A 14660-nucleotide genomic window follows, 5' to 3' on the forward strand; every position below is an offset into this window, starting at 1 on the left:
GGTCGTGCAGGCCGCCGAGTCGCGCCGCCTGGATACGGTTTACGCCCCTGCCGAGGCGGTCGAGACGTTGGCCGGGCGCGGTGTGCGCGGCACGGTAGGCGGCAAGCTGGTCACGGTCGGCAGCCACAGCCTGTTCGACGCGGAATTCCCCCATCCCGACAGCCTGTGCGCGCAGGTCAGCGCGTCCGAGGCGCAGGGCCGCACGACGATGCTGCTCTCCGAAGGCGACCGCGTGCGCGGCTTCGTGGCGCTGGCGGATGAAGCGCGATCCAGCAGCCGGGCGGTCGTCGCGGCGTTGAACGGCATGGGCCTGCCCACCGTCATGCTGACCGGCGACAATGCGGCGGTTGCGCAGGCAGTCGGCGCGGCGGTTGGTGTGACGGAAGTGCGCGCGGGCCTGCTGCCGCAGGACAAAGTAGACGCGATCGTGGCCCTGCGCGGCGCGCACGGCAGCGTAGCGATGGTCGGCGACGGCGTGAACGACACGCCCGCTCTGGCCGCCGCCACGATCGGCATTGCGATGGGCGGCGCGGGCAGCCCGCAGGCGCTCGAAACCGCTGACGTCGCGCTGATGGCCGACGACCTGTCGCAGCTTCCGTTTGCGGTGCGGCTGTCACGCTTCGCGCGGCGGTTGATCACGCAGAACGTCGTGCTCAGCTTCGGCATGAAAGCGCTGTTCCTGGTCCTGGCGCTGTTCGGCCTGACGACGCTGTGGCTGGCGATCTTCGCGGACGTGGGCATGGCGCTGATCGTCACGTTGAACGGCATGCGCCCGCTGCGCTTCGAGCGCAATCCCGATCCCGCCGCCTGACCCATCCGGTCGGCCCGACCCTGACGGAGGAGTGCGCCTTACGGTACACTCCTCCGTTGTGCGTCAGGTAACAGGCATTCCTACTGCCAGGAATCGTGCAAAACTCACCTTGTGCGCCGCGCCGCCTGGCGCTACAGTGATCCATGTATGTAAGGGTTATATTCATCCCAATCCTCACCCCAGCCCCAATTCATACCCAATTATCGCCGCTTGTTGTAAGGAGAGCACGTGTACCTATGACCACCACCCAGCCGCGCATCGGCACACCCGCCGCCTCGCCGCGGACCTTCAAACTTTCGGAAGACTGGCTCGCCACCGGCATTGGACTGGTAATCGTGCTGGTCATCGGCGCGGGGCTGATCGGCCCCGGTCCGCAAAAGGTCAGCGTCAAAGCTGCGCCGGGCGAAACCGCGAGCGTGCAGGCTGTCGCCGCGAACGGATGGGAAATCAGCGCGACCGTAGGCGATGCCGCCACCCCGATCCAGAGCGCGATCACCGATCTCAACGACGGCGACGCGATCCTAATCACCTGCGAGGACGGTGCGCTGAGCGCACAGATCGCCGGGACGCTGCCGGATGGCACGTCTCGGCCCGACGACAACGCCGTGATCCTCGTCACAAACTCGTGCGACGCGCCGGTATCGATCACCTATACCAGAGCCGCCGCCATTCCCTGGCCCATTTTCAACCTCTTCGATTAGCGCACCCCGGAGATCCATGCAATGTCTGCTGCTGTAGGAACCACTCAATCGCAAGCCGCGCCCGCCGCGCGCCGCCAGATTCCAGGCTTCGTCGTTGGACTGGTGATGCTGCTCGCGCTGACGCTGCTCGTCGCGGAACTGGACCAGGGGATCGCCAACTTCTTCAAGGATCACGACGTCTCGAAAAACCCGTTCGAGTACCCGCTGACGGCGGCGCTGATCGGGTTGGCGGCCAACGCCCTGCTGAAGCTGACCGGAACGTACACGTTCGTACGTCCGGCGGTCCGCACCGAGATGTATTTGAAGATTGGCATCGTGCTGCTCGGCGCCAAGATCAGCTTTGGCGATCTGGTCACCAAGGGCACGGGTGGCCTGATCCAGGCGCTGATCATGGTCACGTCGGTATTTTTCTTTACGTGGTGGTTGGGCGGCAAAGCCCAGCTGCCGGATACGCTGCGCGCGGTGATGTCTTCCGCCGTATCGATCTGCGGCGTCTCGGCGGCTATCGCGGCGGCGGGATCGGTCCAGGCGAAAAAAGAGGAGATCACGTACGTCACGGCGCTGGTGATCGTCACCGCGCTGCCGCTGATGGTGATCATGCCCGCCATCGGGCAGGCCATCGGTTTGCCCTCCGATGTCGCCGGGGCGTGGTTCGGCGGCAACATCGACACCACGGCGGCGGTCGTCGGCGCGGGCACGATCTTTGGCGACGAAGCGCAGCGCGTGGCCACCATCGTCAAGTCGTCGCAGAACGTGATGATCGGCTTCGCCGCGTTCGCGCTGGCGCTGTACTTCGTGACGGTGGTCAAGGGCGGCGAAGGCGAGCGCCCCTCGCCCAAGATAATCTGGCAGCGCTTCCCCAAGTTCGTGCTGGGCTTCGTGTTTGTGTCGATCCTGGCGTCGCTGGAGGCGTTCCCGGCGGGCATCGCCAGCGAGATCAGCACGGCATACCAGTGGCTGTTTACGCTGGCGTTCGTATCGATCGGGCTGGACTTTGCGCCGAGCGCGCTGAAGGAAGCGGGCCTCAAGCCGACGCTGGTTTACCTCGCGGCGACGGTGTTCAATACCGTGCTGGCGCTGATCGTCGCGTCGATCCTGTTCGGCGTGCTGTTCTAGGGACTGCGTGCAGGGCGTGTCGATACACAGCCCAACAGGGTTTTGTAGGGGCGGGTTTGTAACCCGCCTTGCCTTTCGTTACCGGACTGAACAGGCAAAAAACAGGGGTCGGTTTGAAACCGGCCCCTATAGATCCTGTCATATGGGCACGCAAGCACACTGCTGCGGCTTTTGTTTTGACTAACTACTAAAAACTGATGACTGATAACTTGCTTTTTGTGGGTCCAGCAGGATTCGAACCTGCGACCGACCGGTTATGAGCCGGCTGCTCTCACCGCTGAGCTATGGACCCCTTACACAAGCACCCAGGCGAGCTGGGTGCAAAGAGCGGGCAACGGGATTCGAACCCGTGACAACAGCTTGGAAGGCTGATGTGTTACCACTACACCATGCCCGCAAACACGTGGTGGAACGCTTGTTATGATACCCGAATGCGCCGCGCTTGACAATAGGCGCGTCGCGCGCGAGGCAGCATCCAGCCGCCGCGACCACCCCTCCGATGCGCTATAATCCGCACATATTCGCCCGTCACCCGAATAGGATTCGTTCATGAAGCTATCGTCCCGCGCCTACGACCTGTTCAACGCCTTCGAGCAGCCCGGCTGCCCGGTCTGCCGCCTGACGATGAGCAGCGTGCACCAGTACCTCGACAGCCTGATCTACGAATACGTCAACAAGCCCGCCACACACATGATGGTGCGCGCCGCGCGCGGCTTCTGCCCGCGCCACGGCTGGCACATTCAAAACGAAATCAACGCCAGCGCGGTCGGCATTGCCGTGCTGTACGGCGGCGTGGTACGCAATTTGCTCAAAGACATGGGCGACCCCGATCCGAACGGCGGCAAACGCCGCGTCGCGCAGGTGGCGAGCGCGCTTGCACCGCAGGCTCCGTGCCCGGCCTGCGAGCACCAAAACACGGTCGAGGAGCATCTGCTGCGCAATCTGCTGGAACACATCGATCAGGCCGAGTTTGCCGCCGGGTTCGAGCGTTCCGCCGGGCTGTGCCTGCCCCACCTGCGCCAGATGATCGACGTCAACGCCAGCGCGAAGGCCAAAGCGCAGGTGCTGGCGATCCAGCAGGCCGTCTGGTCGCGCCTGCAAAAAGACCTCGAAACGTTTTACGACAAGCAGGACTATCACTACCTGCGCGACGAAATGGGCGACGAAGGCGACAGCCCGCGCCGCGCCATCGAAAGTTTTTCCGGCGCAGACGGCCTGCGCTGAGTGAATACGACCAGCCGGTCCACCTGCCAGCGGGTCATTCGACCCATATAAAAATCCCCTGGCCTCCCCATGCACGGTTCCACCTCCTTCCATTATGCTTGGGACGCACTCATTTTACTGGAAGCCAATAAGGAGGAACCTGTATGCGTAAACTTTCCGCGATGTTATTGATTCTGGTCGCAGCGTTGATGTTGGTGATCGTGCCGACCATCGGCGCGCAGGGTGATAATCCGACCGAGGAGCCTGCCGCGCCGGAAGCGACGCCGACCGTCGACGGCATGGACGCCACGGCGGAAGCCGGAGCCGAACCCACTCAGGACATGATGATGGGCACCGCCGAAGCTGAAGCGACCCAGGAAATGCTGGGGACCGCCGAAGCGCAGCCGCAGGGCACCGACGCATACGTGCGTTTCGCGCACTTTTCGCCGGATGCTGGCGCGGTTGACGTGACGTTCGACGATCAGAGTGCGGCGCAGGGCGTGGAATACCAGACGGTCAGCGACTTCATAGCTGTGCCTGCGGGCGCACATACCGCAATCGTGGGTGATGGCGAGCCGGTCAATCTGGACCTGCCTGCCGGTACGTGGACCACGGTCGTGGTGTCCGGCTTGGCGGAAGACGGCACGCTGACGGTCACCCCGGTGCAGGAGCAGATCGAGCAGATGCAGTCCGGCGTGGCGACGCTGACGTTCGTCAACGCGCTTTCCGGCACGGATATGGAACTGAACCTGATCCGCGATGAAGACATCTTCATCAGCCAGCTTGCGCCGCTCAGCGCGAACACGGGCGTGATCGGTACCTCGACCATCCCGGTGGACTACGGCACGTACCGGTTTGCCGTATCCGAGACGGCCAACCCCGATAACGTGCTCGGTGAGCTGACCGATACGACCATCACCGAAACCAGCGTGTATCTGCTGGCCGCGGTGGGCACGCCCGACGACCCGCAGTTGGTGTGGCACGAAACCTCCCGCGCTCAGATCGACATCGCGCAGGGCGATCTGCCGGAACCCGGCACGATCATGGACGCACTGCGCAACGACGAGCGCCTGGTTCCCTTTGCGGACGCGATCGAAGCCGCCGGTCTGGCCGAGCAGTTGAGCGGCGAGGGTCCGTACACGGTCTTCGCGCCGATCGACTATGCGATGGACGAGATCCGCGCCCGGTACGACAACCCCGACGATCTGGCCGCGTATCTCAAGAGTTTGATCGTGGAAGACGACATCAAGTTCAACCCGCTGATCGACCAGGGATCGGTGACGACGCTCGACGGCGCGACGCAGGAAGTCGCGCTGTCCGGCAACACCGCTACGATGGGCGGCGCGGAAGTGCTCGCGCCCAACATCCCGGCGACCAACGGCACGATCCACATCATCGGCCAGTCGCCGAATAACTAGCGGCTCAGCGGTTAGCGATTACGGTTAGCCGACAGCAAAAATCAGGGGCAGCTTGCAGGCTGCCCCTGTGTCGTTGGTGCGGATAGCTCTGTCTGCGACGAACAGATCCGCACCGGACCACACGCGATCTGCCTGTCTCCCCTCTCCAACCTGGATTGGAGAGGGGCCGGGGGTGAGGTCGCGGTGCGCTGCCGCCGAATATGTTAAATCCGCGAAACGCGCCGCCTCACTCCCACTCGATCGTGGCGGGCGGCTTGGTCGAAACGTCGTACAGCACGCGGTTGACGCCCTTGACCTCGTTCACGATGCGGCTGCTGATGTGCGCGAGCACGTCGTCGGGGATGCGCGCCCAGTCCGCCGTCATGAAGTCGGTCGTGGTGACGGCCCGCAGCGCGATCACCTCGTCGTAGGTGCGGTTGTCGCCCATCACGCCCACGCTGCGCACCGGCAGCAGGATCGCAAACGCCTGCGCGATGGCATCCATCAGGCCCGCCGCGCGCAGTTCGGTCAAAAAGATGTCGTCCGCCGCGCGCAGCGTTTCCAGTCGCTCCCAGGTCACTTCGCCCACGCAGCGCACGCCCAGGCCGGGGCCGGGGAACGGCTGCCGCCACACGATTTCGTCCGGCAAGCCCAGCAGCGACCCGACCGCGCGCACCTCGTCCTTGAACAGCTCGCGCAGCGGCTCCACTAGCTTGGATTTCAGGTGCTCCGGCAGCCCGCCGACGTTGTGGTGCGACTTGATCCGGTCCGCGCCGGGGCGTCCCGTGCCCGCGCTCTCGATCACGTCGGGATAAATCGTACCCTGCGCCAGCCAATCGAGCTGGCCCACGCGCGACGCCTCGCGCTCGAACACGTCCGCAAACGTCTTGCCGATGATCACGCGCTTCTGTTCGGGGTCGGTCACGTCGCGCAGCGGATCGAGGAACTCCTCGGTGGCATCCACCGCGACGAGGTTCCAGCCGAGATTATGCGTCGCCTCGACGACCAGCTCCGCCTCGCCCTTACGCAGCATGCCGTGGTTGACGAACACCGCCACGAGCTGATCGCCCACCGCGCGGTGGATCAGCGCGCCCGCCACGGCGGAATCGACGCCGCCGCTCATGCCGAGCAGCACCCGCTCGTCCCCCACCTGCGCGCGGATCGCCTCCACGCTGGCGTCGATGACGTTTTGCGGCGTCCAGCCGGTCTGTGCGCCGCACACCTCGATCACGAAGTTGCGCAGCATTTCCGTGCCGTGTGCGGTGTGCATCACTTCCGGGTGGAACTGCACGCCGTACAGCCCGCGCGCCACGTCACCGATCGCCGCGAACGGCGCATTATCGGACGAGGCGAGCGTCTTGAAGCCCTCGGCGGGGCGCTCCAGCCGGTCGCCGTGACTCATCCACACCGTTTGAACGGGGTCCAGCCCGGCGAGCAGCCCTTCCGCGCATTGAATCTGGACCTCGGTCTTGCCATACTCGCGGCTGGCGGAGGGCGCGACCTTGCCGCCCAGCGCGTGCGTGATCAACTGCATGCCGTAGCAGATGCCCAGCACGGGCACGCCCGCCTTGAGCACCCAGTCCGGCAGGTACGGCGCGCCCGGCTCGTACACGCTGGCCGCCCCGCCCGACAGGATCACACCGCGAAAATCGGGGACCGCCGCCTGCGCCTGCTCCAGCGTGGCGACGTACGGCAGCAGCGCCGCGTACACGCTCGCTTCACGCACGCGCCGCGCGATGAGCTGCGTCACCTGGCTGCCGAAGTCGATCCCGCCCGACTCAATCGCCATTCGCGCCCTCCAGAACGGGCATTTCCTCACCCTCGAAAACGATGTGCTTCTCGTCCAGATAGGTGATCGTCGCCAGCGCCTCGACCGGCACGCCGTACTTGGTCTGAAGCTCGCCGCGTCCCACTTCGAACGCCTTCTCGACCACGACCGCCACACCGACCAGTTCACACTTGGCTTCGCGGCACATGCGCGCCAGCGCCAGCAGGGTCTTGCCCGACGCCAAAAAGTCGTCCACGATCAGGATGCGCTCGCCGCGCGGCAAATATTCCGCCGCGACCATCAGGTTCGTCTCGCCGCCCTTGGTGTGGCTCGGCGCGTTTTCCATGAAGATCGGGCCGTACATGGTCACCGGCTTGTGCTTGCGTGCATACACCACAGGCACGTTCAGCGCCAGCGCCGCCATCAGCGCCGGAGCGATGCCGGACACCTCGGCGGTCAGGATGCGGGTGGGAGCCGTATGGCGAAACCGGATGGCGATCTCCTCGCCCATCGCTTTGATCAGGTTCGGATCCATCTGGTGGTTGAGGATGCCATCGATCTTCAGGATGCCATCCCCCAGATAAACCCCCTCGGCGCGAATACGATCCTTCAATGCTTGCACGGTTATATCTCCTTCTCTCAGGCCAGACCCGGCGGGCTAGGCGTTATCTACAGCGGCAATTAAGTCCTGGTACATGTTAACCAGCTCAAATAATGAAATAGGGGATTTATAAAGTAAGTCCCCCACAATAAAAGTAGAGGACTCACAGGTTCATCTTCACGCTTTTCCCTAGTGCTTCTCGAACGCGGTACCCAGCGCCCGGGGCGGAGCCGCCCGCACGAAGCGCCGCACCGCCGGTTGGAAACGTGCTGGCGTATACCGCACCAGCCGGTTCAGCACGCCGCTGGTGGCAAACATCAGGGTCAGGATCATCAGGAACCACGGCAGCATGTTGATCACCTGCGTGGGCAAATCGATCACGTTCGAGTCTTGTAGATCGATCGCGATCGAGCGCAGGCCGACGATCAGGTACGCGCCCATCGCCACGCGCCACGGAATCCACAACCCGAAGATCACGATCGCCAGCGCGATCCAGCCTTCGCCCCCGAGGTCTTCTTTCCAGCCCAGCTTGACCGAAAGCGAGTACGTCGCGCCCGCCAGGCCGACCAGCGAGCCGCCGACGACCGTGTAAAAGTAGCGCAGGCGGTTGACCGGCTTGCCGCGCACGAACGCCGCTTCGGGCTGCTCCCCGATGCTGCGCAGCGTCAGCCCGGCGCGCGTGCGGTACAGATACCACCACATCAGCACGATCAGGATCAGGCTGAAGTAAATCAGCACGTTGTGGCTGAACAGCACCGGTCCCAGCACCGGGATATCCTTCAGGATCGGGATCGGTACGACGGGAATTTCCTTGCCCGGCTGGTTGAAGTGCGGCTTGCCCAGGAAGATCGCCAGATCCGCGCCGAGGATGGTCAGCACGAAGCCAACCGCAACCTGATTCAACCGCAGGGCGATGCTCGAAAACACAACGACGAACGCCATCAGCGCGCCGACGGCCATCGCCGCGAGGATCGCGTAGATCAGGCTGCCGGTCGTGCGCGCGACGACGTGCGCCGTCATCGCGGAGAGCATGATCGAGCCGTCGAGCGACAGGTTGATCACGCCCGCGCGCTCCGTGATCAGCTCGCCCTGCCCGGCGATCACGATAGGCGCGGCGGCGCGGACGATACCGCGCAGCGTGCTGGATAATCCGTCCATAAGTCCTCGTTTTTAGCAAACAGCGTTTAGCCGTCAGCCTTTAGCACAAGCAAACAATCCCGCTTGACCTGCCAACTATGCTCCGACACCCGTGCGCATCGTTTTGGCTCACCGCCAATCGCTAACAGCTAACGGCTGCTTTTTACGTACGATCCGTGTCATCGGTGGGCAAGGTCTGGCGTGGCGGGAAGAATCGATTGCGCACGCCGAACGACAGCACGACCATCAGCACGACCGTGCTTTGCAGCACGCGCACCAGCGACCGGTCGAGCGACAAGTCGTGATCCCACAGGAAGCCGTTCTCGATGCTCTGGCCGCCCTTCGACAGCATGGCGAACACGAACGAGACGAACGGCGTCAGGATCGTGGACAGCCCGGCCAGCAGCACCACCAGGATCGCCAGGAAGCCCAGACCGCCCGACGGCGACGCCGTGAGCTTGTTCACGTCGGGAGCCATCACGCGGAACGCCCCGGCGATGCCCGCCAGCGCGCCGCACAGCGCCATCGACAGGTAAATGTTACGCTCGGTGCGCACGCCCAGCAGGAACGCCGAGCGCATGTTTTTGCCCATCGCGCGAAGCTGCAAGCCCCAGCGCGACACGTACATGATCACCGCCACCAGCACGAACGCGCCGATCGCCACGTAAATCGGGATCGGGCTGAGCCGCCGGAACTCCTCGAAGGTGGGAAGCTGTGCGTTGGCCGGGAAGCGCGCGGTTTCGGTCGCGCGGCTGCCGATCGGCTGCCACGGGCCGCCGTTGGAAATCAGGAACATGTTGAACGTCTGCGCGATGAAGTTCAGCGCCACGCCGCCGAAAATTTCGTTGACGCCGCCGCGCGTCTTTAGCACGGCGCATACCAGCGCCCACGCCGCGCCCCCCGCCGCCGCGAATATCACGCACAACACCAGGATCACCGGGCGGCCCAGGCCGAGATCGACCGGGAAGTGCCCTTCAGCGAACAGCCGGATCGCCCACGTCGCGCCGATCGCGCCCGTGATCATCTGGCCTTCGACGCCGATATTCCACAGGCCCGCCGTATACACCAGCACCAGCCCGAACGACGTGATCGCCAGCGGCATCCAGTACGAGACGAGATCCGCGCGTTTGGCGGCGTCGGCCAGCGTGCCCTGGTACAGGTAGTCCCACGCGACGGTGGGACTGGCTCCCTGCCATTCCAGGATCAGGACGATGATCCCCAGCGCCACCGCGATGCCAAAAAACGGCGCCAGCACCGCGGGCAGCAGGTCGCGCAGGTAGCTCCACCACATCGAAGTCGGCGACGGCTGAGTGACGACCTTATCCGGCTGCGAGCGCGTAGGCGTTTCCTGCATAATGCCGCTCATGCGCCGCTCCTCCCGCCGATCAGCTCGCCCAGATGGCCCGCCGTCATCAGGGCCGGATCGTCCACCATTGTCACCTGCCCGCCAAAGAAGACCAGAATGCGGTCGCTGTATGCCACGATCTCGTCCAGCTCGGCGGAAATGAACAGGATCGCCGTGCCGTCTTCGCGGCGTGCCAGAAGCTGCTCCCAGATGTAATTCGCGCTCTCCACGTCCAGGCCGCGCGTCGGGTGTTCGAGCAGCAGCAGTTTCAGCTTGCTGCGCAGCAGCGAGAGGGCAAACCGCTGCTGGTTGCCGCCCGAAAGCGTCTGGATCGGGCTGCCGGGGCGTCCCTTCACGTTGAAGTGGCTGATGCGATCCTGCGTCGCGCGGCGCGCCTGGAACCAGTTCACCCACGGCGCAGCGGTGGGCAGCGTCAGCGCGAAGTGTTCCGTCAGCGTCATCCCGGCGATCAGCCCTTCTTCCAGGCGTCCGGCGGGCAAAAACGCCACGCCCGACTGCACGAAGCGGTGATACGGTTTGCCTGCCATCGAGCGCCCGGCGATCTGAATCGTGCCGCTCTGCGGCGCGAGCAGCCCCGTGCACGCCCGGATAAACTCACCCTGGCCGCTGCCGTCCAACCCGGCAAGGCCGATCACCTCACCCGCGCGCATATCCAGCGACACGTGATCGACCGTCAGGCGGCGGCTCACCACGGATACATCCTTGACCGCCAGCACCGCCGGACCCACTTCGACCGGGGGGCGTTCCTGCCGGTCCACCACCTTGCCGAACATCAGCTCGACCAGTGTGCTAATCGCGCAGGGGATTGCCGTGCGGCCCACGTACGATCCGCGCCGCAGCACCACCGCCTCGTCGCACAGCTCGATCACATCTTCCAGCTTGTGCGACACGAGCACAACCGTCAGGCCGTCCTCTTTGGCAAGCGATTTCAGTACGTCGAACAACCGCGATTTCTGCTCGGCGGAAATGCCCGTTGTCGGCTCGTCGAGGATCAGCACGCGCACGTTCAGCGACAGCAAGCGGATGATCTCCAACTGCTGCCGCTCGCCGATAGTCAGCATGTCGATGTACGCGTCGGGATCGAGATCGAAGTGGAACCGTTTGGACAGCGCCACCAGGGCTTCGCGGGCCGACTGGCGGTCGGGAAAGAAGCCTCCGGGCCGTCCGGCAATGAAATTTTCGAGGACCGTAAAGGGAGGGAAATCGAGCGGATCCTGGTACAGCATACCGATCCCATGCTCGATCGCCCCTGTCGGGCTTTCCAAAACGACCGGCGTCCCGTCTACCAGGATCTCGCCGCTGTCGGCAGCCTGATAGCCGGACATAATTTTCATTAAAGTACTTTTGCCTGCGCCATTTTCGCCAAGGATGGCATAAATGTGGCCGCCCTCGAACGTCAGCGAGATATCCTGATTGGCCCGCACGCGCCCGAAGGATTTCGAGATATGGTTGAGTTCGACGCGCATAAGCTTCTTTCGAATACAGCCGGATGCCGACGCCAAAACGCCAGTGGTTCCGCCATGCCCGGAAGTATACCGGATCGGGCGCGGTCAAGGCTACACAACAGCGCGATCCGCGCTCAAACAGCGGGAAAAGAAGAGGAGAGGGGGACAATCCCCCTCTCCCCGTGTGTCCACACAGCAGAGCGTTACTCGCTCGTGCCTACGATCCCTTCGAGAAGCTGCGGCGGCGTGACCTCATCGGAGGTCGCGGCCTCGTCGGCGTTGGCCGCCTGATACCAGACCTGCTTTTCGCTCGCAACTTGGCCGTCCTCCAGGAAGACGGAGCCGTCCTGGAAGTTCAGCGGGCCGGTCCACAGGTTCAGACCGCCCTCTTCGCCCTGCGCGCCCGCCGCCAGACCGGCGATGAACTCGTCGAGCGTCGCCTTCTCGTCGTCGGTCAGAGCGTCGCCATATTCAAAGCCAACCGCCGACGTATCGGGGTTGTTGATGTCGGACCAGTCCGGCGCGTTCCACGCCCAACCGGGTTCCCACGTGCCATCCATCACCGCATTCACGGTTTCGAGATAGGCGGGGCCCCAGTTGAAGTACGGCACGCCCAGGCAGATCTCAGGAGCTTCCGCGCAGCCATCCTTGTAGTCGTAGGAAATGGCCCACACGCTGTCGCCTTCCGCCGCGCGCTGGTTCGCCACGACGAGCGCCTCGGTGGTGTCGATGCCGGAGATCAGCACATCCGCGCCGTCATCCAGGAAGGCATTCGCCACTTCGGTCGGGTCGAGCGTCACGCCGGGGATGTTGAACCAGAAGCCGATCCAGGTCACGCTGAACTGGAGTTCGGCGGGGTCCATACCACGGTAGTTCTGGTAGCAGTACTGCGCGCCCAGATACACAGAGTTCACCAGACGGGTCGTTTCGGGGTCGATCAATGGCCCGATGTAACCGATCTTGCCGGTTTCGGTCTTCAGGGCCGCGGCGCAGCCGGCGATCATCTTGCCGTATTCCATCTGGCCCATGAAGTTGCCCAGATTCTCCGGGGCGCCTTCCCAGGCCGCGTCATCGCCGGAAGCATTGATAAATGTGACATCGGGGTACAGCCCGGCCACAACCGTCGTGTCAACTTCAAAATCTGCCGAGGTCGTAAGAATGAGTTTTGCGCCCTGATTGACCATATCCTGGACTGCCGAGTCGAGGGTGGTTTCGGGGCGATCTGCCGAGTTCAGGCTTTCGAGCACGATCATCTTTGCGCCGGGTACGTTTTCTTCCACGTACAGCCCGGCCTCATAGTGCGCTTGGCTCCAGCCGTGATCGTCCTTCGGGCCGACCAAAATCACGCCGAAGATGAACTCGTCACCCTGCGCGACTGCCGGCACGACGCCGCCAATCACAACTGCGGCCAGGATGAGTAATACGGTTAATTTCCTCAACATGTACGCTCTCCTCGAACTGTGAATCAAGGACACGCCGGGTCTTTTTAACCCCGCTTTAAAAATCAGTGTATTAGAAATTGGGCCAAAAGGCTACTACAAAAGGCACAAACCTGGGGCGATTTTACGCAGCACGTATCCCGCCTTCGCCTGGATGCGAATTGGTCAAATGCACGAACGGCGGCGTAATATGGCGAGTAAATGACGATCGAAAAATCATGGGCGGGTTTTGAGTCCACACGCATTGCGTTAAGCCCCTTCAAGGGGAAAATAGACCGTCGCGCTTTTCGTAGGGGCGATGCTTGCGTCGCCCGTCAAGGGGAAAAACGGGTAGATCAAGCTCTACCCCTACGGTTCCTGCCGCTGGCGCTTTGACTTGACGCCAGCGGAAACGGTCACAACTGCTCGGCCAGCCTGATGCCTATGGATGTTGATCCTGCCCCTGGCTGTCTGCTACCGCCTACGCGAACAGCTCCACCGGCGCGAACGCTTCCACATCCACCAGCCCCAGGTCGGTCAGCTTCAGCGCGGGGATCACTTCCAGCGCCATGAAGCTCATCGCCATGAACGGATCGTGCATGCCCGATCCGAGCGTATCGCGCGCCGCGTCGAGCAGCGCATCCAGCGCCGCGCGGATATCCCCCACCGGCGCGTCGCTCATCAGCCCGCCGACCGGCAGCGGCAGTTTTGCCAGCACGCGGTCGCCATCCGTGACGACCAGCCCGCCGCCCATCTCCTCCACGGCATGCGCCGCCGTCATCATGCTGTCGTCGTCCACGCCGATCACGACCAGATTGTGATGATCGTGCGCGACGGTCCCGGCAATCGCGCCGCGCTTGAGGCCGAAGCCGTGGATGAAGCCCTTACCCATGTGCCCCGTACCGTTGTGCCGCTCGATGACCGCCATCTTCAGGATGTCGCGCGCTGGGTCCGCGACGGCGTTCCCGTCCAGCGTGGTCACCGGCTCGATGCAGTGCTGCGTCACGAGCTGATCCGCGATGCTGCCGATCACGCGCACGCGCTCGCCCTGCGCAGGGATGGTGAAATCGACCGTGTCCCAGTTGATGTGCAGCGCGACCGGCAGGCTCGCGCCGCTGTGCGGCGCAAAGTCCACCACCAGCGCGCCCTCGTGTGCGACGATCTGCCCGCCGCAGAAAACCACCTCGGCGCGCGGCGCGGCGAGATCGGAAAACACGATCAGGTCGGCGCGGCGGCCCGGCGCGATTGCGCCCCGGTCGTGCAGGCCGAAGTACTCGGCGGTGTTGAGCGTGCCCATGCGGATCGCGGTGATCGGGTCGATGCCGCCTTCCGCGATCGCCACGCGGATCATATGGTCGATGGAGCCGTCGTCGAGCAGATCGGCGGGCTGGCGGTCGTCGGTGCACCAGCAGATGCGGTGGCTGTTTTCGGGCGTGATCAGCGGCAGCAGCGGGCGCAGGTTGCGCGCGTTGGTCGCCTCGCGGATGAAGATCGTCAGGCCCTTGCGCAGCTTCTCCCGCGCCTCCTCGACGGTGGTACACTCGTGGTCGCTTTGGACGCCTGCCGCGATGTACGCGTTGAGATCCTTGCCGCGCACGGCGGGACAGTGCCCGTCGATGGGATGACCCTCGAACGCCTCAAGTTTGTCCAGCACGCCGGGCGCGGTGGCCGACAGGGCCGTGACCTCGGCCGCGAAC

General features: G+C 63.9%; 12 protein-coding genes and 2 tRNA genes. 5 read left to right on the forward strand and 9 right to left on the reverse strand.

From position 1 onward, the window contains the following. The 3 genes from V7116_RS22320 to V7116_RS22330 all read left to right on the forward strand — a co-directional run. On the forward strand, positions 1–811 hold an 811-nt coding region (locus V7116_RS22320; RefSeq protein WP_324394198.1), incomplete at its 5' end, for an HAD-IC family P-type ATPase. Positions 812–1047: 236 nt separating this feature from the next. Then, on the forward strand, positions 1048–1512 hold the full coding sequence (locus tag V7116_RS22325) for a hypothetical protein (RefSeq protein WP_324394199.1): 465 nt from the start codon (positions 1048–1050) through the stop codon (positions 1510–1512). Between the two features lie 21 nt (positions 1513–1533). Next, on the forward strand, positions 1534–2628 hold the full coding sequence (locus tag V7116_RS22330) for a YeiH family protein (protein ID WP_324394200.1): 1095 nt from the start codon (positions 1534–1536) through the stop codon (positions 2626–2628). Between the two features lie 219 nt (positions 2629–2847). Here the strand turns inward: V7116_RS22330 and V7116_RS22335 are convergent. Then, positions 2848–2920, reverse strand: a tRNA-Ile gene (locus V7116_RS22335). A gap of 34 nt (positions 2921–2954) precedes the next feature. Further along, a tRNA-Gly gene (locus tag V7116_RS22340) sits at positions 2955–3025 on the reverse strand. 152 nt (positions 3026–3177) lie between these two features. Between V7116_RS22340 and V7116_RS22345 the strand changes: the two genes are divergently transcribed. After that, positions 3178–3852: a DUF6062 family protein gene (locus V7116_RS22345; RefSeq protein ID WP_324394201.1), complete on the forward strand. Its 675-nt coding sequence runs from the start codon at positions 3178–3180 to the stop codon at positions 3850–3852. Positions 3853–3995: 143 nt separating this feature from the next. Continuing rightward, on the forward strand, positions 3996–5249 hold the full coding sequence (locus tag V7116_RS22350) for a DUF4397 domain-containing protein (RefSeq protein ID WP_324394202.1): 1254 nt from the start codon (positions 3996–3998) through the stop codon (positions 5247–5249). A 226-nt stretch (positions 5250–5475) separates the two neighbouring features. Here the strand turns inward: V7116_RS22350 and guaA are convergent, their stop codons facing one another. The 7 genes from guaA to V7116_RS22385 form a co-directional block, all read right to left on the reverse strand. Next, positions 5476–7017, reverse strand: a complete 1542-nt coding sequence (guaA, locus tag V7116_RS22355; RefSeq protein ID WP_324394203.1) for a glutamine-hydrolyzing GMP synthase — start codon at positions 7015–7017, stop codon at positions 5476–5478. Beyond that, positions 7007–7618, reverse strand: coding sequence for a xanthine phosphoribosyltransferase (gene xpt / locus V7116_RS22360; protein WP_324394204.1), 612 nt, complete (start codon positions 7616–7618; stop codon positions 7007–7009). The genes guaA and xpt overlap by 11 nt, the downstream gene beginning before the upstream one ends. 168 nt (positions 7619–7786) lie before the next feature. Next, positions 7787–8755, reverse strand: a complete 969-nt coding sequence (locus tag V7116_RS22365) for an ABC transporter permease (RefSeq protein ID WP_324394205.1) — start codon at positions 8753–8755, stop codon at positions 7787–7789. Positions 8756–8897: 142 nt separating this feature from the next. Next, positions 8898–10100, reverse strand: coding sequence for an ABC transporter permease (locus V7116_RS22370; protein ID WP_324394206.1), 1203 nt, complete (start codon positions 10098–10100; stop codon positions 8898–8900). Then, a complete protein-coding gene (locus tag V7116_RS22375; RefSeq protein ID WP_324394207.1) occupies positions 10097–11566 on the reverse strand; it encodes an ABC transporter ATP-binding protein in 1470 nt (489 codons plus the stop codon). The genes V7116_RS22370 and V7116_RS22375 overlap by 4 nt, the downstream gene beginning before the upstream one ends. A gap of 182 nt (positions 11567–11748) precedes the next feature. After that, on the reverse strand, positions 11749–12987 hold the full coding sequence (locus V7116_RS22380) for a BMP family lipoprotein (RefSeq protein WP_324394208.1): 1239 nt from the start codon (positions 12985–12987) through the stop codon (positions 11749–11751). 457 nt (positions 12988–13444) lie between these two features. Continuing rightward, a partial coding sequence (locus tag V7116_RS22385; protein ID WP_324394209.1) for an adenine deaminase C-terminal domain-containing protein occupies positions 13445–14660 on the reverse strand: 1216 nt, incomplete at its 5' end.

It is taken from the genome of Aggregatilinea sp. (assembly GCF_036822615.1).
Lineage (GTDB): Bacteria > Chloroflexota > Anaerolineae > Aggregatilineales > Aggregatilineaceae > Aggregatilinea.

What these genes read in the sequence shown, in the direction of transcription:
- V7116_RS22365 (WP_324394205.1), bottom strand. Translation starts at nt 8,755, where the DNA reads ATGGACGGATTATCCAGCACGCTGCGCGGTATCGTCCGCGCCGCCGCG.
- V7116_RS22330 (WP_324394200.1), top strand. Translation starts at nt 1,534, where the DNA reads ATGTCTGCTGCTGTAGGAACCACTCAATCGCAAGCCGCGCCCGCCGCG.
- guaA (WP_324394203.1), bottom strand. Translation starts at nt 7,017, where the DNA reads ATGGCGATTGAGTCGGGCGGGATCGACTTCGGCAGCCAGGTGACGCAG.
- V7116_RS22375 (WP_324394207.1), bottom strand. Translation starts at nt 11,566, where the DNA reads ATGCGCGTCGAACTCAACCATATCTCGAAATCCTTCGGGCGCGTGCGG.
- V7116_RS22325 (WP_324394199.1), top strand. Translation starts at nt 1,048, where the DNA reads ATGACCACCACCCAGCCGCGCATCGGCACACCCGCCGCCTCGCCGCGG.
- V7116_RS22370 (WP_324394206.1), bottom strand. Translation starts at nt 10,100, where the DNA reads ATGAGCGGCATTATGCAGGAAACGCCTACGCGCTCGCAGCCGGATAAG.
- V7116_RS22380 (WP_324394208.1), bottom strand. Translation starts at nt 12,987, where the DNA reads ATGTTGAGGAAATTAACCGTATTACTCATCCTGGCCGCAGTTGTGATT.
- V7116_RS22345 (WP_324394201.1), top strand. Translation starts at nt 3,178, where the DNA reads ATGAAGCTATCGTCCCGCGCCTACGACCTGTTCAACGCCTTCGAGCAG.
- V7116_RS22350 (WP_324394202.1), top strand. Translation starts at nt 3,996, where the DNA reads ATGCGTAAACTTTCCGCGATGTTATTGATTCTGGTCGCAGCGTTGATG.